This is a genomic window from Hydrogenophaga sp. (assembly GCF_036675665.1).
Taxonomy (GTDB): Bacteria; Pseudomonadota; Gammaproteobacteria; order Burkholderiales; family Burkholderiaceae_C; genus Hydrogenophaga.
Genome location: NZ_JAKFEO010000006.1, coordinates 249,221 through 267,915 on the forward strand (window position 1 = coordinate 249,221; position 18,695 = coordinate 267,915).

The following is an 18,695-nucleotide window of genomic DNA, read 5'->3' on the forward strand; positions in this document are numbered from 1 at the left end:
GAATGGCTGATCTTTCCACCCGCCTGATCCACCACCCGTACAAGCCGCCCGAAGGCTTTGAGGCGCTGGCGCCGGGTGTGCACAAGGCGTCCACCGTTCTGTTTCCCAACGTCAAGGCTCTGCGCACCAAGGACTGGAAAGACAAGAGCGGCTACACCTACGGTCTGCACGGAACGCCGACCACGTTCACGCTGGAAGAGCGCCTGGCCACGATCGAGGGTGGCCAGCACTGCATGCTCGCCCCCAGCGGCCTGGCCGCCATGACGCTGGTGGACATGGCCTTGCTGCGCTGCGGCGACGAGTTGCTGATCCCCGACAACGCCTACGGTCCGGGCAAGGTGTTCGCCGAGGTCGAGCTGGCCGCCTGGGGCATCACGCACCGCTACTACGACGCCATGGATCCCGAGGACCTCGCGCGCCAGATCGGCCCGGCCACGCGCCTGGTCTGGCTGGAGGCTGCGGGTTCGATCACGCTGGAGTACCCCGACATCCCGGCATTGGTCGAGCGTGTGCGGCAGGCCAATGCACAGCGTGCTCAGGAGCAGACCATCGTCACCGCGCTGGACAACACCTGGGGCGCGGGCATTGCATTCAATGCGTTCGAGCAGGGTGTGGACGTGTCGGTGCAGGCACTCACCAAATACCCCAGTGGTGGAGCCGACGTGCTCATGGGATCGGTGATCACGCGCAATCTCGCCTTGCACCGCAAGATCCTGCTCACGCGCATGCGCCTGGGCCTGGGCGTGGGGGCCAACGATGCCGAACTCGTGCTGCGCGGCCTGCCCAGCATGGCCTTGCGCTACCAGGCCCAGGATGCCGGCACGCGCGAGCTCGCCACCTGGATGCAGGCACAGCCTGGCGTGGTGCGGGTGCTGCACCCGGCACTGCCGGGCTCACCCGGCCACGCCACCTGGCTGCGTGACGCGAGCGCCGCGGCTTGCCTGTTCAGCGCCGTGTTCGATCCCTCGATTCCTCAGTCGCGCATTGATGCGTTCTGCGACAGCCTGAAGCTCTTCCGCCTGGGCTGGAGCTGGGCGGGGCCCATCAGCTTGTGCGCCCCCTACGACATGGCGTCCATTCGACCCAAGGGCTGGCCTCACGCCGGTGGTCTGGTACGCTTTGCGGTCGGTCTGGAATCCGTGCACGATCTGCGTGCCGACCTTGCACAGGCCCTGGCGGCCCTGCAAGCCTGACCCCTTTGTTTCAACAGACCTGAAAGACTGATTTGGCTACTCCCAACTACGGATACGAAAAGCGCCAGCGCGAGCTTGCCAAGAAGAAGAAGAAAGAGGAAAAGCTCAAGGCCAAGGCCGAAGGCCGTCGCCACGACGACACCGATGCGCCGCAAGAGCCGGGCACCGATGCACCGGACGGCGCATCGGGCGGCGACAGCGCTGGCGCTGCGGATTGACCCGTCGGACAAGGTCAGCGGCCTGGGCCCCGCGCTCAGGCTGTGTTTTCGCTGGCGATCAACGATCGCGCAGCCTCGCTCAGCGACCCGGCTGAGCGGTCCCGCAGCTCACAGGGCAGGGCCTGCGGGAATTGTTTGAAGTTGCGCCCGATTGACTGGGCGTACATCGGGTCGTAGTGGCGGGTCAGCAGCTCCAGCACCACTTCGGGCGTCTTGCCGCTCTTGACCCTTTCGATCCAGCTCGACACCACCTCCTTGCCGCGCAGCTCCGTCAGGGCTTCCAGGCGCGAGCAGAACGAAGTGGGGTCTTTGACGAAGAAGTCGTAGTCCTCCAGCAGCAACGCCACACGCTCTTCGTCCGACAGGCGCAGATCGATGCAGGGGCTCGCCCGCATGGCGTCAATCAACGCATCGGGCACGCGCACATTGCCCACCTTCTTGCTTTCGCTCTCCACGTAGACCACACGCGCCGGATCGAAGCCGCGCAGGGCCTGCCACACCATCGAATCAAAGCGCTTCTGGCTCGGTTGAGGCTGGCCGGGAATGTGGCCCAGCACCGAGCTGCGGTGGCTGGCCAGGGCCTCCAGGTCGAGCACCTGCGCGCCTTGCGCGGCCAACGCCTGCAGCAGGCGCGTCTTGCCGCTGCCCGTGGGGCCGCAGACGATGCGGTAGTGCAGGCGCTCGGCCATTGAGGGCAGCGACTCAACCAGCGCGGCGCGCCAGGCCTTGTAGCCACCTTCGATCAGGGTGACGTGAAATCCGATGGCGCCCAGGATGGTGGCCAGTGCGCCACTGCGGTTGCCGCCACGCCAGCAGTACACCAATGGCTTCCAGGTGCGCGGCTTGTCGATCACTTCGCGCTCGATGTGCGCTGCGATGTTGCGCGCCGACAGCGCCGCGCCGCGCTTCTTCGCTTCGAACGGATTGACCTGCTTGTACATCGTGCCGATGGTGATGCGCTCTTCGTTGTTGAGCGTGGGCCAGTTCACCGCGCCCGGCACATGGTCGAGCGCGTGCTCGTCTTCGGTGCGGGCGTCGATGATGAGATCGAACTCGGCCAGGCGGCTCAGCGCTTCCGCGGCATTCAGGGTGTGTACGGGCATGCCCGATTATCGGCGCGTGATCAGCTTGCGCAGTTCGGGCCACACGTTGTCGCGCATGGTGGCCTGCGCGCGCTCGTTGGGATGGATGCGATCGGCCTGGAAAAGCGCCGTGGGGTCTTTGGTGTCGGCCACGCCCTTGAGGAAGAACGGCACAAGCGCGGCTTTTTCGGTCTTGGCCACGGTGGTGTACAGGTCGCGGAACTCTTGCGCGTACTTCGCACCGTAGTTCGGCGGCATCTCCATGCCCAGCAGCAGCACCTGCGCACCCGCCTCGCGCGAGAGGCGTGCCATGGTAGCGAGGTTGTCGCGCGTCATGTTCAGCGGCAGACCACGCAACGCATCGTTGCCGCCGAGCTCGATCACCACCCACTTCGGTTTGTGCTGCTTGAGCAGCGCCGCGATTCGCGAGCGCCCGCCGGACGTGGTGTCACCGCTGATGCTGGCGTTGACCACGCGCGCCTTGACCTTCTCCTCGGCGAGCGTCTCGCTCAGCAAGGCCACCCAGCCGGTGCCGCGCTTGAGACCATACTCAGCGCTCAGCGAGTCGCCCACCACCAGGATCGCGGGCGCACTGCTGCTGGCGGCTTGCGCGGGCATTTGCGCGAGAGCGCTGCCGAAAGACCCTGCGATGGCGAGCGCGCACAGGCTGGAGAGCAGCGCGTTAAAGTGACGGCGTTTCAACTTGAGAAGTCCTTCCATGTCCGATGTGATGATTGCGGTCCAGCATGTGTTCAAGTCGGTCACCGACTCCACCGGTTCGCTGACCATTCTGCGCGATATCGATTTCACCCTGAACAAGGGGGAAACCGCGGCCATAGTGGGTGCCTCCGGGTCGGGCAAGAGCACGCTGCTGTCCATCGTGGCCGGATTGGACACCCCCACCAGCGGCACAGTTCACATCGATGGCGTTGATTTGTTTGCGATGGACGAAGACCAGCGCGCCGCGCTGCGCTCGCAAAAGGTCGGTTTCGTGTTTCAAAGCTTCCAGCTGCTGGGCAACCTCACCGCGCTGGAAAACGTGATGCTGCCGCTGGAGCTCGCCGGGCGGCGCGATGCCCGCGCCACCGCCACCCACATGCTGCAGCGTGTGGGTTTGGGCGAACGGCTCTCCAGCTACCCCAAAGTGCTCTCCGGCGGCGAGCAGCAGCGTGTGGCGCTGGCGCGGGCCTTCGTGGTGCAGCCAGCGGTCCTGCTGGCCGACGAGCCCACGGGCAGCCTCGATTTCGCCACCGGCGGCAAGATCATGGAACTCATGTTCGATCTGAACCGCGAGCAGGGCACCACGCTCGTGCTGGTGACGCACGACCGTGCCATCGCACAACGCTGCGAACGGCGCATCACCATCGAGGCCGGGCAGGTGGTGCCCGAAGCCCAAGAGGCCACGGCCATCGCCTGAGGTTGCTCGCGCCCGGAGGGGATAATCCGGGCATGTCTTCCCCCAAAGTGCTTTTCGGCTTTCACGCCGTGGGCGTGCGCCTGAAAACCGCGCCGCAATCCATCATCGAGATCTACTACGAGCCCACGCGCCGCGACGCGCGCATGCGCCAGTTCCTCGACAAGGCCCGCGAGGCCAACGCCCGCCTGATCGAAGCCGACGGCCTGCGCATCGCCAAGCTCGCCGGCAGCCACGGCCACCAGGGTGTGGCCGCCCGGGTGGAAGAGATCAAGCAAGTGCATTCGCTCGACGAACTGCTGGAGCAGCTGGAGGCCACCGGCGTGCCCCCGTTGCTGCTGGTGCTCGACGGCATCACCGACCCGCACAACCTCGGTGCCTGCCTGCGCGTGGCCGATGGTGCTGGCGCGCACGCCGTGATCGCGCCCAAGGACCACGCCGCCGGCATCAACGCCACCGTGGCCAAGGTGGCCAGCGGCGCGGCCGAGACCATGCCCTACTTCATGGTGACCAACCTGGCGCGCACCTTGGGTGAACTCAAGGAACGCAACATCTGGATCATCGGCACCAGCGACGACGCACCCAAGACGCTCTACCAGGTGGACCTCAAGGGCCCGGTGGCACTGGTGCTCGGCGCCGAAGGTGCGGGCATGCGCCAGCTCACGCGCAAGACCTGCGACGAGCTGGTGAGCATTCCCATGCACGGCGCGGTGGAGAGCCTCAACGTGTCGGTGGCCAGCGGCGTGTGTTTGTACGAGGCGCTGCGCCAGCGCAGCTGAAGCCCATGCGTGAGACCGGGCGCGGCTGGATCCGCGAAGCGCGCCACATCGCCGTGCTCACCGGCGCGGGCATGAGCGCCGAGTCCGGCGTGCCCACCTTCCGCGACGCGCAGACCGGACTGTGGTCGCAGTTCAACCCTCAGGAGCTCGCCACCGAAGCTGCCTTTCGCGCTCACCCTCAGCGAGTCTGGGACTGGTATGCCCACCGGCGCGAGATGATCGCGGCGGTGGCGCCCAACGCGGGTCACGTGGCGCTGGCGGCGTTTGCGCAGCGGCAACCCGGGCGCCTGACCCTCATCACCCAGAACGTGGACGGTCTGCACCAGCGCGCGGGCCACACCGATGCCCTGGCCCTGCACGGCAACATCGCCGACGACCGTTGGCTGGACGCGCCGCGCGCCTGCTGCCGGGTCGACACCATCGAGGCGGGACGGCCGCCGCGCTGCCCCGTCTGTGGCAACCTGCGCCGACCGGCGGTGGTCTGGTTCGGCGAAAACTTGCCGGTGGCCGCGCTTGAAGCCGCCGAACAGGCCGCGCGCGACTGCGAGCTGATGCTGGTGGTCGGCACCTCGGGCGAGGTCTATCCCGCCGCGGGCCTTGCGCTCACCGCCCACCAGTGCGGCGCGCGCGTGGTGATCGTGAACCCTGAGGCCACGCCGCTGGATGCCGTGGCCCAGCTGTGTCTCAGGGAGCCAGCGGCGCTGTGTCTTCCGCTGCTGCTGGCGTAAGCTGTCACCACCTGCCACGCCCGCTGGCACCACTGGAGACGACACATGGCGATCGCCACCCTCGACACATGGCACGAAGTGGTCCAGACCCGCAGCATCAAGGGCCTGCGCGATCTGCTGGCAGATGACGTCGTCTTTCATTCGCCGGTGGTGCACACGCCCCAGGCCGGCAAGGCGGTCACCACGCAGTACCTGGCCGCAGCGTTCCACGTGTTCTTCAACGCTTCGTTCCGCTACGTGCGTGAAGTGGTCGGGCCACGCGACGCGGTGCTGGAGTTCCAGGTCGAGATCGACGGGATCACTGTCAACGGTGTCGACATGATTCGCTGGAACGACGAGGGCCGTATCGTCGATTTCAAGGTGATGATCCGCCCGCTCAAGGCGATCAACCTGATCCACCAGAAGATGGCGGCGATGCTGCAGGCCAACCAATAGCCTGCGGCGGCTTCACACCCAGCCCAACGCCCCCAGCACCGCACCCGCACCGATCATCCACAGCAGGTGGATCTTCGTGCGCCACACCAGCAGCGTGGCCGCGGCGGTGAGCAGCCACAGGGGCCAGTCGCGCTCGGGGTGCTCGTGGGAGCCGGTGAGCAGCCAGCCGGTGGCAATCAGCAAGGCGATCACGATCGGCGCCATGCCCGTCTTGAAGGCCCGCACCGCGCGCAGTTCGCGGTTCTTGTGCGCCCAGCGGGTGGCGGTGTAGGTGAGCACGGACGAGGGCAGCATGATGGCCACCATGGTGATCACCACGCCCAGGAACGCGAGCGCCCAGGCAAGTCCACCAGCAACAGGGCCGCCGCCTGCGTTGAGGCCGACGTTCCAGCCGAGCAGGGCGACGAACAGCACGTTGGGCCCCGGCGCGGCTTGTGAGAGCGCGATCGATGAGGTGAACTGCGCGTCGCTGAGCCAGCCGTGCTGGTAGACCAGATAGCGGTGCATGTCTGGCGCGGTGGTGATGGCCCCGCCCACGCCGAGCAGCGAGAGCGAAGCGAAGTGGGTGAAGAGGTCGAGCCAGTTGGCAACGGTGGGCGCCATGCTCATGGCAATGTCTTCCCGTCGGCAGGTCCGTCGGGCAGCACGCGATAGGCCCACAGGCAGGCCGCGCCGCCAATGCCCAGCAGCACCCACAGCAGGGGCCAGCGCATCAGGCCGATGGCGATGAAGGTGAGCACCGCGAGACCGACGCACACCGTCATGCCCATCGCGTTCTTGCCGAGCGCGGCGATGAGCTTGATGCCGGTGGCGGTGATCAGGCCGGCGGCCACGGCACCCATGCCGCGCAGCGCGTCTTGCGCCACGGGGTTGTCGGCCACGTTGCCGTAGAGCACCGCCAGCAGCAGCACGACCACGAGCGGCGCAGCCAGCATGCCGGCCAGCGCTGCCATGGCACCTGGCAGGCCGAAATAGCGCCCGCCGATCATCATGGAGAGGTTGACCACGTTGGGCCCCGGCATGATCTGCGCGACCGCCCAGTCTTCGACGAATTGCTCGCGCGTCATCCAGCGCTTGTTCTCCACCAGTTCGCGCTGCACCACCGCCAACACCCCGCCAAAGCCCTGCAGGGCCAGCCAGGTGAAGGAGAGGAACAGGTCGGTTTTCGACTGAGGGTGGTTGAGGGCGTCGTCAGGCAGGTGGGCAGGGGCTGTGGGCATGGCTGCGATTATCGTGCTGCGCTCATGGGTTGGCTCAGAGGACGAGTTCCCAGGTCTCCCCCACGAGGTCGTGCCCGTAGCTGTGGTGCGCCTCGCTGTGCACCAGCACAAAGCCGCGCTGCGCGTAGATGGCGCGCGCTGCGGCCAGATTGCCGTTGGTCCACAGCACCATCTTGCGGTAGCCCTTGGCGCGCGCGAAGGCCAGGCATTCGTCGGTGAGGCGCGCGCCCAGGCCCAGGCCGCGCGCGGCGGGGCTGAGGATGAGCAACCGCAGTTGCGCTTCGGTCTCGCTCTTGCGCACCACGAAGACTGAACCCACGCGCTCGCCATCGAGCTCGGCGATCCAGCCGCGTTCCCACACCGGGTCGTGCTGGCGGATCATGCCGGCGACGATCTCGGCCACCAGCGCCTCGAACTCGCTGTTCCAGCCGTACTCGCGCGCGTAGATCTCGCCATGCTGCTGCACCACCCAGCCCATGTCGCCAGCTCGCACGTCGCGCAGCACGGCGGTGCGCGAGGGCTGGCCGGCGTCGGGGTCCAGCAAGGCCTGCACCCGCGCCAGCGAAGCCACCAAGGTGTCCCGCCGTTCGGGCGCCAGCGGAGCCAGCAGGCGCGCGGCCTCCTCGCGCGAGCGCTGTTGCAGGGGCTCGAACGCCGCGCGGCCTTCGGGTGTGAGGCTCAGCGCATGCTGGCGGGCGTCGGTGGGCGAGGGGGCGCGCGTGATCCAGCCCGCATCGACGAAGCGGCGCACGATGCGGCTGAGGTAGCCCGCATCGAGCAGCAGCCGACGCCCGAGTTCGCTGGCGGCGCAGGGCGCGTGGTGCGCCAGCTCGTAGAGCACGCGCACCTCGGTGAGGGAAAACGCGCTGCCCAGATAGGGGTCGAGCAGGCCGGTGCGCTGGGTGTAGAAGCGGTTGAAGGCGCGCAGTGCGCGCACCTGGCTGGGGTCGACCGGTGTCGAGGCGGTGGAGGAGGCGGCTGCTTGCATGCCCGCAGTGTCGGGCATTTTATTGACTATGGCAACTAAATGCCTGCCAAAGTCAGTTAAAACTGGGGCCCGATTGCAGGATTTCGCGCACCCGCTCGCGCGTGAGCGGCTTGGTCACGAAGCCCTGGATGAGCGGCGTCTGGGCGGCCTTCTCGCGATCATGTGGGGCGTCCGACGAGGTCAGCATCATCACCACCACCGCGGGCTTGCCCATCAGCAGAGGTGTGGCTTCGAGCGCGAACTCGAAGCCGTCCATCAGCGGCATGTTGATGTCGACATAGATGCAGGTCGGAAGGGTGAGGGGATCGGTTTTGAGGTGGCGCAATGCCTCGATGCCGCTTTCAAACACCAGGATGTCGCCGGTGAACCCGGCGCGCCGGATCATGATCTCGTGGAAGACGTTGTCCGCTTCGTTGTCGTCGATGAGGATGAAACGCTCGGGTGCGGTCATGGTCATGGTCATGCCAGTTGAGGAGCGGCGGGAGCAGCGGGCAGATGGAGCGTGAAGCGGCTGCCTTCACCCAGTGTGGACTGCACGCTGATGCTGCCGCCGTGCAGTTGCGCGACGCGGCGGCAGACGGACAGGCCCAGACCGGAGCCCTCAAAGTGCTTGCGCGTGTGCAGGCGCTTGAACATGTCAAAGATGTCTTGCTGGTGTTCCTCCGCGATGCCGATGCCGTTGTCATGCACGTGAATCCGGTGGCCGCTGTCGTCCCCTTCGACCGCGATACGCACCACGGGAGGCACGCCCTGGCGGGAAAACTTCAAGCCGTTGGAGGTCAGGTTCTTCAGCACGATGCGCAGCAGCGGTTCGTCGGCCACCACCGGCGCGTGTGGTGCGCACTCGACGTGCCCGCCCGTGCGTTGAAGCAAGGGGGCCAGGTCGTCCTGAAGCTGGTGCATCAAACGGGAGACCTCCAGCGGGCGAAGCTGCACCGCATGGTTGCCCAGTCGCACGAAATGCAGCAGGTCGTCGAGCAAGAATCCCATGCGCTGGCCGCCCGATCGCACGAACGAGAGGTATCGCTGGGCCGGGGGGCTGAGTTCGTCCACATGGTCGGCGACCAGCAGCGAGGTGAAGTTGTTGACGGTGTTGATCGGTTCGCGCAGGTCGTGAGAAATGACGTGGATGAAGCGATCCTGCTCCAAGGTTTTTTGTTCGAGCAATGCAACCGTTTGCTGCAGTTGTGCTTCGCGCGCCCGGGTTTCGTGCACGTCCTGGGCCCGCATCACGGCGCCGGTGATCTCCCCCCGGGGGTTGCGCACGGGCAGCAAGGCCACTTCCACGTGACGAGGACCGCGCCCAGGGAAATCCGGTTTGCGGGCATAAAACCCGGGCTCACCCGCCAATGCGCGCACCAGCTGGGGTTGGATGATCGTGCGAAACGCCTCTTCACCCACGTGCTCCGCAACGCTGCGTCCGATGATCTGCTCGCGGGTACAACCCCAGTACGCCAGGAACGTGTCGTTGACGTGCTGATAGACGTGCTGCGTGTCGATGTAGACCTGCAGGTCCAGACCGGAAATCGCCATGGCGGTGAGTTGCTCGTGCTGCAGCCGGGCTTCTTCGAGGCGCACCGACTCGTGTTCCAGCAGGCTGGTGACCAGGCTGGCCAGGCGGCGCAAGGCGCCCAGCTGGTCGGGTTGAAGCGAGCGGGCTTTCAGGTCGATGACACACACCGTGCCCAGCGCAAAGCCGTCATGGGTGACGATGGGGGCGCCGGCATAGAAGCGCGCGCCGGCGGGGCCGGCCACAAACGGGTTGCTGTTGAAGCGCGGGTCCAGTTGCAGGTTTTCGACCATCATCACCTGCTCCGGATCCATGATGGCGTGTGAGCAAAAGGCCACTTCCCGTGGTGTTTCCTGCTCTTCCAGGCCAATGCGCGACTTGAACCACTGGCGGTCCTGGTCAATGAGCGTGATGAGCGCCACCGGGGTGCCGCAGATCATCTGGGCCAGTGCTGAAATGTCGTCGAACGCCTTTTGCGGCAGCGTGTCCAGGATGCCCAGGCCGTGGAGTCTGGCCAGTCGCTGTGCCTCGTTGGCCGGGATCGGGAATGTCTGCATGGTGCGCGTTTCAGGGGTCGCCAAGTTGTAACACAGCACCCTGCGCAGCACCCGTTTTGAGCCGCGATATAGCGCCGCCCGTCCACTTCGACACGCGCCCCCCAAGGGCGCACACGGTGAAGCCGCGCCGGCTACACCGACATGCCGCCCGACACCTCGATCACTGCGCCGTTGATGTAGCTCGCCTCGTCGCTGGCAAGAAAGGCGTACACGTTGGCGATCTCTTCAGGCTGACCGAGGCGGCGCAGGGGCACGCGGTGCTCCATCTCGGTGATGACCTTCTCCGGAATCGTGCTGAGGATGGAGGTGGCGATGAAGCCAGGCGCCACGGCGTTGACGCGAATGCCCTTGGGGCCGAGTTCGCGGCTCCAGGTCTTGGTGAAGCCGATCACGCCGAACTTGGTTGCAGCGTAGTTGGTCTGGCCGAAGTTGCCGTAAATGCCCACCACCGACGATGCGTTGAGGATCACACCGCTGCCTTGCGCGGTCATGTGCTCGGTCACGGCCTGGGCGCAATGGAACACGCCTCGCAGGTTCACGTCGATCACGCGGTCGAACTGCTCCAGTGTCATCTTCTGCAGCCGCGCATCCTGCGTGATGCCGGCGTTGTTCACCAGCACGTCGATCCGCCCGAAGCGCTCCGTCACCCGTGCCACGACAGCATCCACCATCTCGCGCTGGGTCACGTCCATCACGAAACCCACCGCCTGGGCGCCGAGTGCTTCGCACTGCTGCACGGCGGCGTCCACCGCCGCCTGCTTCACGTCGCAGACGACGACCACGGCACCTTCGTGAGCGAACTTGATCGCGGTGGCCAGGCCGATGCCTTGGGCGGCGCCGGTGATGAGGCTGATTTTTCCTTCGAGACGTTTCATGTGGGATGGGTGAGGAGTGAGTCAAAAAAAAAGCCGGCGGATCCACCGCCGGCGAGAGGAATGAGGGCGCTCAGTACACGGGTTGGTGGTGGCGGATGGCACGCACGGTGGCCTCGTCGAGTTCGAAGCCATGGCCATGTCGGGCGGCCAGCCCGGCGCAGCGCTGCTCGAAGGCGTCGATGCCCATGCCGTAGATGAACTGCAGCGCACCACCGGCCCAGGCCGGGAAGCCGATGCCGAAGAGGGAGCCGATGTTGCCGTCGTGCACGGAGGTGAGCACACCTTCGGCCAGGCAGCGCGCGGTTTCCACGGCCTGGCGGTAGAGCAGGCGGTCCTTGATGTCCTGCAGGTCCCAGGCGTGCCCGGACTTTTCGAACAGGGGTTTGAGTTCCGGCCAGAGCGTCTTCTTTTGCCCGGCTGGGTAGTCGTAGAAGCCGCCACCGGCCGCGCGGCCTGCGCGGTTGAGTTCCTTGACCATGCGCTCGACCAGCAGTTCGCCCGGTGTGGCGGTGTAGACCTTGCCTTCGGCGGCAAAGTCGGCACGGGTCTGGTCGAGCACGTGAACCGAGAGCGACAGCGCGGTCTCGTCCAGAACGGCCAGGGGTCCCACCGGCATGCCGGCCTGCATGGACGCGTTTTCGATCACCGGCGCGGGAATGCCTTCGCCCAGCATGGCCGCGCCTTCCATGACGAAGGTGCCGAAGGTGCGGCTGGTGTAGAAACCGCGCGAGTCGTTCACCACGATGGGCAGCTTGCCCAGTGCCTGCACGTAGTCGTAGGCGCGCGCCACCGTCTCGTCGTCCGTTTCCTTGCCGCGGATGATCTCCACCAGCCTCATCTTGTCCACAGGGCTGAAGAAATGGATGCCGATGAACTTGGCTGGGTTGATGCTGGCCTGGGCCAGGCTGGAGATGGGCAAGGTCGAGGTGTTGCTGGCGAAGAAGCCACCCGGGGCCAGCATGGGCTCGGCTTCGTGTGTGACGGTGGCCTTGAGTTCGCGGTTCTCGAACACGGCCTCGATGATGAGGTCGCAGCCCTGCAGGTCCGACGGATAGGCGGTGGGCCTGATGCGTTCGAGCAGCGCCTGCTGGTCTTGGGGGTTCATGCGCCCCTGGTCCACGCGCGTCTGTGTGAGCCGCGCGCTGTAGAGCTTGCCACGCTGGGCGTTTTCCAGGCTTACGTCTTCCAGCACGGTGTCGATGCCGCGGCTGGCCTGGGTGTATGCGATGCCCGCGCCCATCATGCCGGCGCCGAGAATGCCGACCTTTTTCGGCTTGTAGCGCGGCACATCCTTCGGGCGCGACTGCCCGCTCTTGATCGCGTTCATGTTGAAGAAGAACGTGTTGATCATGTTTCTGGCCACCGGGCTCACGATGAGCCTGGCCAGGTACCGGCTCTCGATGCGCGTGGCGGTGTCGTAGTCCACCATCGCGCCTTCGGCCATGGCCGCCAACGCGGCTTCAGGCGCGGGGTACAGGCCGCGCGTTTTCTGCTTGAGCATGGCCGGGGCCACGGTCAGCATGCCGGCGATCTTGGGGTTGGCCGGAGTGCCGCCCGGGATCTTGTAGTCCTTGGCGTCCCAGGGGTGTTGCGCCTTGGGGTTGGCCGTGATCCACAGGAGGGCTGTGGTGCGCAAGGAGGCCGCCAGGTCGGCTCCGTTGGCCGGCACCAGCTCGTGCACGAGGCCGAGTTCGAGCGCTTCGCGCGGATTGAACAGCTTGCTCTCCAGAATGAAAGGCTGCGCGCCCATCAGGCCGAGCAGGCGTGTCATCTTGGTGATGCCGGTGGCGCCGGGGATGAGGCCGAGCGTGATCTCGGGCAGGCCGAGCTGGATCCTGGGGTCGTCGGCCGCCACACGGTGGTGACCCACGAGCGCCACTTCCCAGCCGCCGCCGAGGGCCGCGCCGTTGATGCAGCTCACCACCGGCACGCCCAGCGTCTCGATCGTGCGGAAGTTCTTCTTGGTCTGCTCGATCTCGGCGAAGACGCGCGGCGCGTCGGCCGGTGTCAGGCGCATCGTGCTCTTGAGGTCGGCGCCAGCGAAGAAGGTGCTCTTGGCCGACGCGAGGATGATGCCTTTGATCAAGCCTTTGTCGCGCACCACCAGGCCGGTGGCGGTGGTCAGGTCGCGCTGCCAGTCGGCGCACATGGTGTTCACTGGCGAGCCGGGCTCGTCGAAGGTGAGGGTGGCGATGCCTTCGTGCAGTTCGTAGCGGATGGTTTTCATGTGGTGATCGGCTTCCTGTTCAGACACGCTCGACGATCGTGGCTATTCCCATTCCCCCGCCCACGCACAACGTGGCCAGGCCGTAGCGCAGCTGGCGGCGGTGCAGCTCGTCCACCAGCGTGCCCAGGATCATGGCGCCGGTTGCACCGAGTGGATGGCCCATGGCGATCGCGCCGCCGTTCACATTCACCTTCTCGTGCGGCACGCCCATCTCCTTCATGAACTTCATGGGCACGGCGGCAAAGGCCTCGTTCACCTCGAACAGGTCGATCTGGTCGATGGTGAGGCCCGCCTTGGCCAGCGCCTTGCGCGCCGCGGGCATGGGGCCGGTGAGCATGATGGTGGGGTCGGCGCCCGAGAGCGCCACCGAGACGATGCGCGCGCGCGGCGTGAGCTTGTGCGTCTTGCCTGCGGCCTCGCTGCCGATCAGCACGGCCGTGGCGCCGTCGACGATGCCCGAAGAATTGCCCGCGTGGTGCACGTGGTGGATGCGCTCGACCTGCGGGTAGCGCTGCAGCGCCACCGAATCAAACCCCATGCCGCCGAGTTGCTCGAACGCGGGTTTGAGCGCGGCCAGGCCGTCCATGGTGGTGTGCGGCTTGATGAACTCGTCTTCGTCCAGGATGGTCTGGCCCAGGAAATCGGTGACCGGCACGACCGAGCCCTTGAAATGGCCTGCGGCGCGCGCAGCCGCCGCGCGCTTCTGCGATTCGAGTGCGAAGGCATCCACGTCGTCGCGGGTGAAGCCTTCGAGCGTGGCGATCAGATCCGCGCCGATGCCCTGCGGCACGAACAGCGTGTCGCTGTTGGTCTGCGGGTCCTGCGCCCAGGCGCCACCATCGGACCCGATCGGTACACGGCTCATGCTCTCCACGCCGCCCGCCACCACCAGGTCTTCCCAGCCGCTCTTCACCTTCATCGCCGCCATGTTCACGGCTTCGAGGCCGGAAGCGCAAAAACGGTTGAGCTGCACGCCCGAGCAGCGCCAGTCCCAGCCAGCCTTGAGCGCGGCCACCTTGGCGATCACCGAGCCCTGCTCGCCGATCGGAGAGACCACGCCCATGACCACGTCGTCCACCGCCGCGGTGTCGAAACCGTTGCGCTGCTGCAGGTGGGTCAACACACCGGCGAGCAGGTCGATCGGCTTGACCTCGTACAGGCTGCCGTCTTTCTTGCCTTTGCCGCGCGGCGTGCGCACGGCATCGAATACGAATGCTTCGCTCATGGAGTCTCCTGGGGGAAGGCGGATGCCGCGAATCAGTATAGACTTTTGCCAAGCAACTGCTTTGTCAAATTCCTTCTGCTCCCATTTTTCCAGTCTGATAGGTGACACCGCCATGATCGAACGTACCCTGTTCAACACCGACCATGAGGCCTTCCGCGACAGCTTTCGCAAGTTCATCGAGAAAGAGATCGCACCGCACCACGAGGCCTGGGAAGAGCAAGGTTACGTGGATCGCGCGGTGTGGAGCAAGGCCGGCGAAAACGGCTTTCTGTGCATGACCTTGCCCGAGGCCTACGGTGGCTCTGAAGCCGACAAGCTGTACTCGGTGGTGCAGATGGAGGAGATCGCGCGCACCGGTTTCAGCGGCATCGGCTTCGGCCTGCACAGCGAGATCGTGGCGCCCTACATCCTGCATTACGGCACCGAAGCGCAAAAGCAGAAGTACCTGCCCAAGCTCGCCAGCGGCGAGATGGTGGGTGCCATTGCCATGAGCGAACCCGCTGCCGGCAGCGACCTGCAGGGCGTGAAGTCCACGGCCATCAAACAGGCCGATGGCAGCTATCTGCTCAATGGCAGCAAGACCTTCATCACCAACGGCTGGCACGCCGACCTGGTGATCGTGGTCGCCAAGACCGACCCGAGCGCGGGTGCCAAAGGCACCAGCCTGCTGCTGGTGGAGCGCGGCATGCCGGGCTTCGAGAAAGGCAAGCGCCTGAAGAAGCTGGGCATGAAGGCGCAAGACACCTCCGAGCTGTTTTTCGACAACGTGAAGGTGCCGGCCGAGAACCTGCTGGGCGGTGCGGCACACGAAAACCGTGGCTTCATCTGCCTCATGGAGCAGTTGCCCTGGGAGCGGCTGCAGATCGCCATCGGCGCGGTGGCAGCGGCGCAGGCCGCGATCGATTGGACGGTGGAGTACACCAAAGACCGCAAGGTGTTCGGCCAGCCGGTGGCCGCGTTCCAGAACACGCGCTACAAGCTGGCCGAGCTGCAGACCGAGGTGCAGGTGGCGCGCGTGTTCGTGGACAAATGCTGCGAACTGGTGAACGTGGACAAGCTCGACACCGCCACCGCCAGCATGGCCAAGTACTGGTGCTCCGACTTGCAGTGCAAGGTGATGGACGAGTGCGTGCAGCTGTTCGGCGGCTACGGCTACATGTGGGAATACCCCATCACCCGTGCCTACGCCGATGCGCGCGTGCAGCGCATCTATGGTGGCACCAACGAGATCATGAAGGAGGTGATCTCGCGCGGCATGGGTCTGGGCGGGCGCTGAGTTCCCTGTGCGGGCGTCGGCACATCACGACGCTCCTTGCATCGATCATCGGAAATATTTCGCACTCGATTTGTTCTCGCCAAGCCATGATTTGTAGTTGAAAAGTATGATGTGGTCGCTTTTTGACTTGGGGAGGGTGGAAGGTGAAAAACGTCGACATCAAACAACTGGCGCTGTTCTGCGAACTCATCGAGAGTCAGAGCCTCACCGAGGCTGCTGCGCGCATGAACATCACGCCGTCGGCAGCCAGCCAGGCGCTCACCCGCCTGCGCAATGTGCTCAACGACGACTTGTGCGTTCGCGAAAAAAACCGATACCAGCTCACGCCCTACGCCGATGGCGCATTTGCCGTGTTCCAGCAGATGGTCGGTCTGTGGAAGGACGTGAGCAATGGCGCCTGGGCGTTTGATCCGCTGCAATGCGATGCGCACGTCATCGTGTCGTGCTACGACGCTTTCGGCGAAACCGAGCTGGCGGAGTTGTATCGCAGCATCCTGCGCAAGGCGCCCAGTCTGAGCCTGGACATTCATGCGCCTGCCAACGGGCCCCAGGACGTGGAAGCCTTGCGCGCTGGTGATGTGGACGTGGTCTGCAGCCACTACGAGCCACCGGGCGATGCGCGCGATCTGTACGTGGAAACCGTCAAGCACTTCGAGATCACGCACTGTTGCGTGAATGTGGACCATCCGCGCATCGGCGACGCGCTCACGCTGGATCAATACCAGGCCGAGGAGCACCTGTTGATCACCTTCCTCAAGCGCCACGGCGGGCGCCGCAGCCCCATCGACCTGGAGCTTGAAGCACGGGGCTTTGCGCCACGAAGGACGACCATCGTGAATTCCTGGCACCTGTGTTCGGAGTTGCTGGGTCGCACCGACCGGCTGGTGACCACCAGCCCGCAACAGGCCAGACACCTGGTGCGGGGAAATCCGAAGATCCGGTGCATTCCCTTGCCCACCGACTTCAACTGGCCCACCATGCCTGTCAACATGATCTGGCACCAGCGCACCCACAACAGCAAACCCCATCGGTGGATGCGCTTGCAGTTGCGTGAGTTCCTTGCGGGCGGCTCGGAGGAAGGTGCGCAGGTCGCCAGCCGAGAGATCATCTCCCGCGCTCCGTGAGACGCGTCGTGTGCGCGGTTTGCGAGAGCCGCCATCACCCCAGCAGCGCATCCATCTCGCGCAGTCTCTGCACGGCGACAGGTTCGCTGATCTTTCTGCACATGAGGTCAAAGCACTCGAAGCGCAGGTCCCGAATGGTGGCGAGCTGCGAGGCCGAGATCAGTTTCAGGTAGAGCCGAAGGTCGCGGCGGGACATGTCCGCGATGTGCGCCCCGAGCATCGTTCCCAGCAGCTTCTTGAGTCGTTCGAGCCGGATGTGCTCACACGCCACCCGCATCGATTCGTGCTCGCTGGACGTGATCCTTCTGAGCCACTCTCGAAAGCTGGTGTTGTTGACCTGTCTTGCCGAGCCGGGGACGGGATCGAAACAGGAAAAAGACGGTTGTGCGAGAAGGCGGTGAGCACCGCGCGGTGGGTCTTGGTGTGCCATGAACTTCCTCCATTGACTGCGTTGTCGATGGGAGGAATTTAGGAAAGCGCCGCTCAGGCGTCCATTTCGAAGATAACGATAGCGCTTTCGGGGAAATGAATAGCGAAAATCAATCACGCCGTCGGGCAAAGCGCGGCTAGGACTGGCCGTCGCCAAGCACCAGTCGGGTCTTCAGCGCAAGGTCCTCGGGGGGTGTGTGGTCGGCCAGCACCCAGGCGCGATCGGTGTGCTGCGAAGCCTCCTGCAGCAAGGCGTTGAGAAAGCGGATGGAGCTCATGTCCAGCGCCGCAAACGGCTCGTCGATCAGTGTGAGGGCGGTGCCTGCCGCAAACGCCGCGCTCAGCCAGACTTTTCGTTTGCTGCCGGCCGACAGCATGTACATCGGCTTGTCGATGTGGGGATCCAGCGCGAAGCCTCGCGCGAGGTCTTGCGCACTGCCCAGGTCGAAGCCGGGGTAGCGCGATACCAGTGTGGCGAACCACGCCCGCGCGCTGACCGCATCGAGCGCATCGCTGCGCGGCTCGGTGCGGAACACCTGCGCCCGGTAGGCATCGGCGTGTGTTTGCAGAGGGGTGTTGCGCAGCACGAAGGCACCGCTGTCGGCGCGCAGGTCGCCTGCCAGCAGTCTCAAGAGTGTCGTCTTGCCACTGCTTTCCTCGCCGTGCACCACCGAGACGCCGGCGGGCAGCTGCAGGCTCAGACCTTGAAACAGGGGGATGCCTGGCCAGCCGAAATGCAGGCCGGTGACTTCCAGCACGGGGACGTGGGTGGTGGGTGTCATTGTTCAGTAGCCGATGCTGTAGCGCAGGCCCTGGTGGTTGAGCACGGCGTTGCGCGGGCCGATGGCTTCCAGGCGCAAACCGGGTGCGATGTCCTGGCCTTCCTGCACGACCTTGCCATTGGCGATCAGGGTGCGCAGCGCCGGGTTTTTTGACCAGGTGGAGCCGCTCACATTGACGCCGGGAAGCTGCGCACGGGCCTCGGGCGAGAGTTGGCCGAAGGTGGGTACGTCCGCGCGAACGGTGGGTTCGACCGCGGGCGGTGGGGTGGTCGGTCGCGCGGGTGCGAGTATGGGCAACGCCGGTGCAGCGGCTTGTTCGGGCGCACGCGCTGGCACCGTGGGCTCGGCCGGCAGGGGGCTGGTTGTCCGGGGCGCCACCAGCGGCGCCGGCGCCCCGATCGGTTGGCTGATGGGCCGGGTCTCGGGCTCGCCGGTGCCGGCGCCCCACCACCAGGCCGCGGGGGCGGCGAGGGCGACCACCAGTCCCCCCACGGCGCGCCAGCGGCGCGGGGCTGCGGCGTGCCTGCTCGCCGCCCGGTCGGGCGAAACGAGGCCGCTCTTGAGCCCGGGTACGCGGCCCCGATCGCGCTCGGCTTCGGCCCGTTGGAGTGCGTCGAGGATGTAAGACATGCG

General features: G+C 65.7%; 21 protein-coding genes. 8 read left to right on the forward strand and 13 right to left on the reverse strand.

All coding sequences use genetic code 11. The annotated features are described in order from the left end of the window. The first annotated feature begins 2 nt into the window (after positions 1 to 2). Both V6M63_RS01610 and V6M63_RS01615 read left to right on the forward strand, forming a co-directional pair. The gene (locus V6M63_RS01610; protein ID WP_332738793.1) at positions 3 to 1,193 is read left to right on the forward strand and encodes a PLP-dependent transferase; all 1,191 of its coding nucleotides are present in this window, start codon (positions 3 to 5) and stop codon (positions 1,191 to 1,193) included. Positions 1,194 to 1,225: 32 nt separating this feature from the next. Beyond that, positions 1,226 to 1,411: a hypothetical protein gene (locus V6M63_RS01615; RefSeq protein WP_332738795.1), complete on the forward strand. Its 186-nt coding sequence runs from the start codon at positions 1,226 to 1,228 to the stop codon at positions 1,409 to 1,411. 35 nt (positions 1,412 to 1,446) lie between these two features. Here the strand turns inward: V6M63_RS01615 and mnmH are convergent, their stop codons facing one another. Both mnmH and V6M63_RS01625 read right to left on the reverse strand, forming a co-directional pair. Continuing rightward, positions 1,447 to 2,514 carry a tRNA 2-selenouridine(34) synthase MnmH gene (gene mnmH, locus V6M63_RS01620; protein WP_332738797.1) on the reverse strand — a complete coding sequence of 356 codons (1,068 nt, stop codon included), beginning with the start codon at positions 2,512 to 2,514 and terminating at the stop codon, positions 1,447 to 1,449. A gap of 6 nt (positions 2,515 to 2,520) precedes the next feature. Further along, entirely contained in the window at positions 2,521 to 3,213 is a 693-nt protein-coding gene (locus tag V6M63_RS01625) for an arylesterase (RefSeq protein WP_332738800.1), read from the reverse strand. On the opposite strand from V6M63_RS01625, the gene V6M63_RS01630 reads away from it, so the two are divergent. From V6M63_RS01630 to V6M63_RS01645, 4 genes are read left to right on the forward strand one after another with little or no spacing between them, the layout of a single operon-like run. Continuing rightward, positions 3,212 to 3,910: an ABC transporter ATP-binding protein gene (locus V6M63_RS01630; RefSeq protein ID WP_332738802.1), complete on the forward strand. Its 699-nt coding sequence runs from the start codon at positions 3,212 to 3,214 to the stop codon at positions 3,908 to 3,910. The two genes, V6M63_RS01625 and V6M63_RS01630, sit on opposite strands and share 2 nt — an antisense overlap. A gap of 32 nt (positions 3,911 to 3,942) precedes the next feature. Beyond that, positions 3,943 to 4,686 carry a 23S rRNA (guanosine(2251)-2'-O)-methyltransferase RlmB gene (rlmB, locus tag V6M63_RS01635; RefSeq protein WP_291079928.1) on the forward strand — a complete coding sequence of 248 codons (744 nt, stop codon included), beginning with the start codon at positions 3,943 to 3,945 and terminating at the stop codon, positions 4,684 to 4,686. Between the two features lie 5 nt (positions 4,687 to 4,691). After that, entirely contained in the window at positions 4,692 to 5,414 is a 723-nt protein-coding gene (locus V6M63_RS01640; protein ID WP_332738805.1) for an SIR2 family NAD-dependent protein deacylase, read from the forward strand. Between the two features lie 45 nt (positions 5,415 to 5,459). Further along, positions 5,460 to 5,849, forward strand: coding sequence for a nuclear transport factor 2 family protein (locus tag V6M63_RS01645; protein WP_056277650.1), 390 nt, complete (start codon positions 5,460 to 5,462; stop codon positions 5,847 to 5,849). A 12-nt stretch (positions 5,850 to 5,861) separates the two neighbouring features. On the opposite strand, the gene V6M63_RS01650 is transcribed toward V6M63_RS01645, so the two are convergent. The 8 genes from V6M63_RS01650 to V6M63_RS01685 all read right to left on the reverse strand — a co-directional run bounded on the left by V6M63_RS01650 (position 5,862) and on the right by V6M63_RS01685 (position 14,451). Next, positions 5,862 to 6,458, reverse strand: a complete 597-nt coding sequence (locus V6M63_RS01650) for a chromate transporter (protein ID WP_332738808.1) — start codon at positions 6,456 to 6,458, stop codon at positions 5,862 to 5,864. Then, on the reverse strand, positions 6,455 to 7,069 hold the full coding sequence (locus V6M63_RS01655; protein ID WP_332738810.1) for a chromate transporter: 615 nt from the start codon (positions 7,067 to 7,069) through the stop codon (positions 6,455 to 6,457). The genes V6M63_RS01650 and V6M63_RS01655 overlap by 4 nt, the downstream gene beginning before the upstream one ends. Before the next feature lie 34 nt (positions 7,070 to 7,103). Continuing rightward, on the reverse strand, positions 7,104 to 8,057 hold the full coding sequence (locus V6M63_RS01660; protein WP_332738812.1) for a bifunctional helix-turn-helix transcriptional regulator/GNAT family N-acetyltransferase: 954 nt from the start codon (positions 8,055 to 8,057) through the stop codon (positions 7,104 to 7,106). Between the two features lie 52 nt (positions 8,058 to 8,109). Then, complete coding sequence (locus V6M63_RS01665; RefSeq protein ID WP_332738814.1) at positions 8,110 to 8,520, reverse strand: response regulator; 411 nt, start codon at positions 8,518 to 8,520, stop codon at positions 8,110 to 8,112. Then, positions 8,517 to 10,124: a sensor histidine kinase gene (locus tag V6M63_RS01670; protein WP_332738816.1), complete on the reverse strand. Its 1,608-nt coding sequence runs from the start codon at positions 10,122 to 10,124 to the stop codon at positions 8,517 to 8,519. Before V6M63_RS01670 ends, V6M63_RS01665 begins: the two co-directional genes overlap by 4 nt. Positions 10,125 to 10,255: 131 nt before the next feature. Next, positions 10,256 to 10,999, reverse strand: coding sequence for a 3-oxoacyl-ACP reductase FabG (fabG, locus tag V6M63_RS01675; protein WP_332738818.1), 744 nt, complete (start codon positions 10,997 to 10,999; stop codon positions 10,256 to 10,258). Positions 11,000 to 11,069: 70 nt separating this feature from the next. Beyond that, positions 11,070 to 13,226, reverse strand: coding sequence for a 3-hydroxyacyl-CoA dehydrogenase NAD-binding domain-containing protein (locus V6M63_RS01680; protein ID WP_332738820.1), 2,157 nt, complete (start codon positions 13,224 to 13,226; stop codon positions 11,070 to 11,072). A 19-nt stretch (positions 13,227 to 13,245) separates the two neighbouring features. After that, positions 13,246 to 14,451 carry an acetyl-CoA C-acetyltransferase gene (locus V6M63_RS01685; RefSeq protein WP_332738822.1) on the reverse strand — a complete coding sequence of 402 codons (1,206 nt, stop codon included), beginning with the start codon at positions 14,449 to 14,451 and terminating at the stop codon, positions 13,246 to 13,248. A 112-nt stretch (positions 14,452 to 14,563) separates the two neighbouring features. Between V6M63_RS01685 and V6M63_RS01690 the strand changes: the two genes are divergently transcribed. Both V6M63_RS01690 and V6M63_RS01695 read left to right on the forward strand, forming a co-directional pair. Beyond that, positions 14,564 to 15,727: an acyl-CoA dehydrogenase family protein gene (locus tag V6M63_RS01690; RefSeq protein WP_332738824.1), complete on the forward strand. Its 1,164-nt coding sequence runs from the start codon at positions 14,564 to 14,566 to the stop codon at positions 15,725 to 15,727. 143 nt (positions 15,728 to 15,870) lie between these two features. Further along, on the forward strand, positions 15,871 to 16,851 hold the full coding sequence (locus V6M63_RS01695) for a LysR family transcriptional regulator (RefSeq protein ID WP_332738825.1): 981 nt from the start codon (positions 15,871 to 15,873) through the stop codon (positions 16,849 to 16,851). Positions 16,852 to 16,885: 34 nt separating this feature from the next. On the opposite strand, the gene V6M63_RS01700 is transcribed toward V6M63_RS01695, so the two are convergent. From V6M63_RS01700 to V6M63_RS01710, 3 genes are all read right to left on the reverse strand, one after another. Further along, on the reverse strand, positions 16,886 to 17,281 hold the full coding sequence (locus V6M63_RS01700) for a hypothetical protein (protein WP_332738827.1): 396 nt from the start codon (positions 17,279 to 17,281) through the stop codon (positions 16,886 to 16,888). Positions 17,282 to 17,417: 136 nt separating this feature from the next. Then, positions 17,418 to 18,062 (reverse strand): ABC transporter ATP-binding protein, encoded by a 645-nt coding sequence (locus V6M63_RS01705; RefSeq protein ID WP_332738828.1) that lies wholly within the window; start codon positions 18,060 to 18,062, stop codon positions 17,418 to 17,420. Between the two features lie 3 nt (positions 18,063 to 18,065). After that, the gene (locus V6M63_RS01710) at positions 18,066 to 18,692 is read right to left on the reverse strand and encodes a general secretion pathway protein GspB (RefSeq protein WP_332738830.1); all 627 of its coding nucleotides are present in this window, start codon (positions 18,690 to 18,692) and stop codon (positions 18,066 to 18,068) included. Between the last annotated feature and the right edge of the window lie 3 nt (positions 18,693 to 18,695).